The sequence below is a fragment of the Flavobacterium sp. genome (assembly GCF_049590715.1).
Lineage (GTDB): Bacteria > Bacteroidota > Bacteroidia > Flavobacteriales > Flavobacteriaceae > Flavobacterium.
Genome location: NZ_JBAWDL010000336.1, coordinates 1 through 4,600, shown reverse-complemented (window position 1 = coordinate 4,600; position 4,600 = coordinate 1). Strand labels below are relative to the sequence as shown.

Genomic DNA, 4,600 nt, shown 5'->3' with positions numbered 1-4,600 from the left:
CTGAAAAGCACTTTCGATATAGGATTGCTGTTTTTCATTTTTAAATAATGCATCGTAGAGCGCAATACATTTTTCAGTACGGTTCCGCACTCTAGTTTGCGTAATAATTTTAGAATTTTCAAAAATCAAAAGGTGGGCAAACAAATCCTCTATATAAAATGAAAGTGCATAGGCTTCCAATGCCTTCTTAGGTTGATTTTCATGGGTGTAAATTGCCGCTTGCAAATCAAAGGCGTCTAACAAAATGGTCTCTGCATACAAACTGCTCTGACTAGGTAAATTATTTTTAATATTCGAATACTTCGGAATTAAAGTTTTAAAAACCTTCCCAATTAAAGCCGAAGCTTCTTTTCTTTTTTGTTGTTCGAAAAGCAAAAGTGCTTCTTCGTAATACAGTTTTGCAATTTTGCGAGGATCTTTGTTCGATGTTGCTAGGAATAATTTTTTGGCTTCCGCAAAATATTCATTGGCTTTTTCATAATGACGTTCTTGAACATACAGCGATGCAAGGTTTCGATAGCAGTTCCCTAACGTTTCCGACTGCATCTCATCAGCTTGCAACAACTGAATAGCATATAAATAAGTTCCTTCAATTTTCTTGAAATCTGATGGATTTTCTTTTTTTGTAACCAATGCTTTTTTGTAATTCAACAAATAGTTATTCCCCAAATTATTGACAAAAATACCTTTTTGAGTTATTCCTAATTTTTCAGTTTGGATTGTTTTTCGAAGTAAATCAATTGCCAAATCACTTTTACCCGCACTTTGGTATACATTGGATAAATTGAGTATAGCAGCTATTTTTTGGCTTTTATTTTTCTCTTTAGTGGCACTATAATAATATTGTTTAATAATATTTTCAGCATTGTCGTAGTCTCCTTGAATAGTGTATAAATTCCCTAAAGGCTTTAAACAAAACTCAACAATATCATAATTAGCTAATTTGTTTTTTTTGAATAATCGCCACGCTTTCTCATAGCTTTCCGTAGCTTCACGATTCTTACCATATTGCGATTCATAATACCCTTTATTACAATTCAAAATTACAATAGCGAGAAGTTCTTCTTTTGATTTTGGTGCTTTAACACTCTCAAAATGACGATCCATTTGGTTCAATTTAACCAAGCTTTCTACCGAAGGTTGTTTAACAAATGAATCTAAAACCTGATAAACACTGTCTATTAGCGATGGTTCGTTTTGCCCTTGAATCGTAATTGTAAGGAATAAAAAAAACAGTATCTTCTTAATCATAAAGCCTAAAATTTGGTATTGTATTTAAAAAACTAAATATAAGGTATTTTTTAATACTACTATTTTTTGAAACGATGAATTACTCAAAACAAACACATTAAAAAACAATAACGAATTCCATAAATTATCAAAAAATCACAATGTCAAATTATACCATTTAGGCTTAGACAAATTCGTGAAATTTTAAAAGTTCCGAGTTCGTGTTAACTTATAAAAATCATGTTTAACATCTAAAAATAATTTACTCCCTTAAACTAGCATTTTTGTTTATAATTCGCTAAATTTAGATTCAGAACCGAATCTAAATACTATAGGATGAAGCCAGACCTATTTCAAGCGCCCGATTATTATCTCTTAGACGATTTATTAACCGAAGAACACAAGTTAGTACGTGATGCTGCACGGGCTTGGGTAAAAAAAGCAGTCTCCCCTATTATTGAAGAGTATGCCCAACGAGGAGCGTTTCCTAAAGAAATCATCTCAGGACTTGGCGAAATAGGTGGATTTGGACCATATATCCCTACTGAATACGGTGGCGCAGGTTTAGACCAAATTTCATACGGATTATTAATGCAAGAAATTGAACGTGGAGATTCAGGGATTCGTTCCACTTCCTCGGTGCAATCCTCCTTAGTGATGTATCCTATTTGGAAATACGGCGATGAAGCACAACGCATGAAGTATTTGCCCAAACTAGCAACAGGTCAAATGATGGGGTGTTTTGGATTGACTGAACCTAATTATGGCTCAGATCCAGGAAGTATGATTACCCACTTTGAAGATAAAGGCGATCATTTTTTATTGAATGGTGCCAAAATGTGGATATCCAACGCTCCCTTTGCAGACATTGCGATTGTTTGGGCAAAAGATGAGTCAGGACGTATTCATGGATTGATTGTAGAACGTGGCATGAAAGGTTTTTCTACACCAGAAACGCATAATAAATGGTCGCTACGTGCCTCAGCAACAGGTGAATTAATTTTTGACAATGTCAAAGTTCCTAAAGAAAATATTTTAGCCAACAAATCGGGATTGAGTGCGCCACTTGGCTGTTTAGATTCGGCTCGATACGGAATTGCTTGGGGAGCGATTGGTGCAGCGATGGATTGTTACGATACCGCCTTGCGTTATGCCAAAGAACGCATTCAGTTTGACAAACCCATTGCAGGCATGCAACTCCAACAAAAAAAATTAGCCGAAATGATTACTGAAATCACCAAAGCGCAATTACTCACATGGCGACTCGGTGTGTTACGAAACGAAGGCAAAGCCACCACTGCACAGATATCGATGGCAAAACGAAATAATGTCAATATGGCGATTGAAATTGCTCGTGAAGCCCGCCAAATACTAGGTGCCATGGGAATTTCAGGTGAATACTCGATTATGCGTCATATGATGAATCTAGAATCAGTAATTACGTATGAGGGAACACATGATATTCATTTACTAATCACAGGAATGGATATTACAGGAATTTCAGCATTTAAATAATTGAAGTTTAAAAATCAAAAACCTTTGATGCAATAAATTCGTAAATACTAGTATAACCGTTTTTATACAATCTTTATTAAAGTATCAATAAAAATAGTTCTTGATCCGTAGAAGCTTTTTTATATTTACACTAAATTTATTCCAATGAACATTCAACACATAAACAACAGTATTGAACCACAAAAAAATATTCTGTTGCAGCACCCACTTTACAACAAAGTAAAAACCATTGAAGATTTACAGTCTTTTTTAGAAAGTCATGTATATGCCGTTTGGGATTTTATGTCTTTGTTAAAAGCGTTACAGTCAAAATTGACGTGTACTACAACACCTTGGTTCCCTACAACCAATCCTCAAACCCGTTATTTAATCAACGAGATTGTTCTTGCTGAAGAATCGGATCTAACGATTGATGGCCGTCGTCAAAGTCATTATGAAATGTACATTGAAGCGATGGAAGATTGTGGTGCAAACACGACTGATATTAATCAGTTTCTAGGTGAAATCAACTCGCTACAAAATATTTTTGTAGCTATTAAAACCAGTCATTTGCATCCTAAGATCAAAGCTTTTTTAGATTTTACTTTTACAGTGATTGAACACGGGAAACCACACGAAATCGCCGCTGCTTTCACCTTTGGTAGAGAAGATTTGATTCCGAGTATGTTTACGTCAATCATCAAAAGTTTTCAAGAAAATTTACCTAGCACTGATTTAAGCAAACTGATTTATTATTTTGAAAGACATATCGAATTAGATGCTGATGAACACGGACCGATGGCTATGGAAATGATTACGGAACTTTGTGGAGAAAATCCTCAAAAATGGAAAGAAGTAGAAGAAGTTTCAAAACTGTCACTCGAAAAACGCATTGGACTTTGGGATGCTATTGAAGAGCATATTTCTCAAAAGGTTTCTATGCTATAAAACCACCATGCTCTTTTTACCGTAACTATCATTAGAAGATAATTTAATTTGACTCCAATGAAAACGCTTTTCACAATGATCGTTACGTTATTAATTAGTTTCCTTTTTAGCAATTGTAGTGCAGAAAATACCGTGATAAAAAACACAGACACGATACCTAATTCGCAAAAAAACATCCGCTATTTGGCATTGGGTGACAGCTATACTATTGGAGAAAGTGTGTGTGAAAATTGTAAATTCCCTGAACAACTCAAAAAAGCGTTACAAGAAAACCAATCAAGCAATAAATTTAGTTTGAATATTATTGCGCGAACAGGATGGACAACTACCAATTTAATCAATGCAATTAATCAAGAAAAACCGACATCGGAATATGACTTGGTTACTTTATTGATTGGCGTTAACAATCAATACCAAGGAATTCCTTTTCCTGTTTATGAAAAAGAATTTCCTGAACTTGTTTCTAAAAGTATCGCTTTCGCAAAAGGGAATAAGGAAAGGTTAATCGTCGTTTCAATTCCTGATTATGCGTTTACTCCTTTTGGTCAAAGCTCCAGAAAAGCGGAAACAATCACCATTGAAATAAATAAATACAATGCTTTTGCGAAAAAACACTGCGAAGAAAATGGAATCGCTTTTATCAATATTACTGATATTACTAGAAACGGACTAAAAGATTCTAAACTTGTTGCTAGTGATGGACTACATCCTTCGGAAAAGGGGTATACTCTTTTTGTGGAACGGTTGTTACCAAAAGTGAGCCCTATATTAGAAAAAAAATAATACATTTTAACAGCCTAATTAGAACGGTTCTCGATACCCCGCTCCCGCACGAATCCTTTCGTGTGGCACGTTAATCAAAGAAATTATTTAATAACTTACTCTACGAAAATTAAAATCTGATTAGCATTTATTTGCTAATCAGATT

3 protein-coding genes and 1 pseudogene are annotated in these 4,600 nt (G+C 34.6%); 3 read left to right on the top strand and 1 reads right to left on the bottom strand.

All coding sequences use genetic code 11. The annotated features are described in order from the left end of the window. Nucleotides 1–1,251 (bottom strand): annotated as a pseudogene (locus tag WBQ70_RS14370) (hypothetical protein); the annotation flags it as partial. Between the two features lie 315 nt (nt 1,252–1,566). On the opposite strand from WBQ70_RS14370, the gene WBQ70_RS14365 reads away from it, so the two are divergent. The 3 genes from WBQ70_RS14365 (at nt 1,567) to WBQ70_RS14355 (ending at nt 4,455) form a co-directional block, all read left to right on the top strand. Further along, entirely contained in the window at nt 1,567–2,745 is a 1,179-nt protein-coding gene (locus WBQ70_RS14365) for an acyl-CoA dehydrogenase family protein (RefSeq protein ID WP_423915395.1), read from the top strand. A gap of 144 nt (nt 2,746–2,889) precedes the next feature. Next, nucleotides 2,890–3,672, top strand: coding sequence for a DUF3050 domain-containing protein (locus tag WBQ70_RS14360; protein ID WP_423915394.1), 783 nt, complete (start codon nt 2,890–2,892; stop codon nt 3,670–3,672). A gap of 57 nt (nt 3,673–3,729) precedes the next feature. Continuing rightward, nucleotides 3,730–4,455: an SGNH/GDSL hydrolase family protein gene (locus WBQ70_RS14355; RefSeq protein WP_423915392.1), complete on the top strand. Its 726-nt coding sequence runs from the start codon at nt 3,730–3,732 to the stop codon at nt 4,453–4,455. Nucleotides 4,456–4,600: the final 145 nt, after the last annotated feature.

Bases quoted from the DNA above. Each gene is read 5' to 3' on its own strand.
- WBQ70_RS14365 (WP_423915395.1), top strand. From the start codon at position 1,567: ATGAAGCCAGACCTATTTCAAGCGCCCGATTATTATCTCTTAGACGAT.
- WBQ70_RS14360 (WP_423915394.1), top strand. From the start codon at position 2,890: ATGAACATTCAACACATAAACAACAGTATTGAACCACAAAAAAATATT.
- WBQ70_RS14355 (WP_423915392.1), top strand. From the start codon at position 3,730: ATGAAAACGCTTTTCACAATGATCGTTACGTTATTAATTAGTTTCCTT.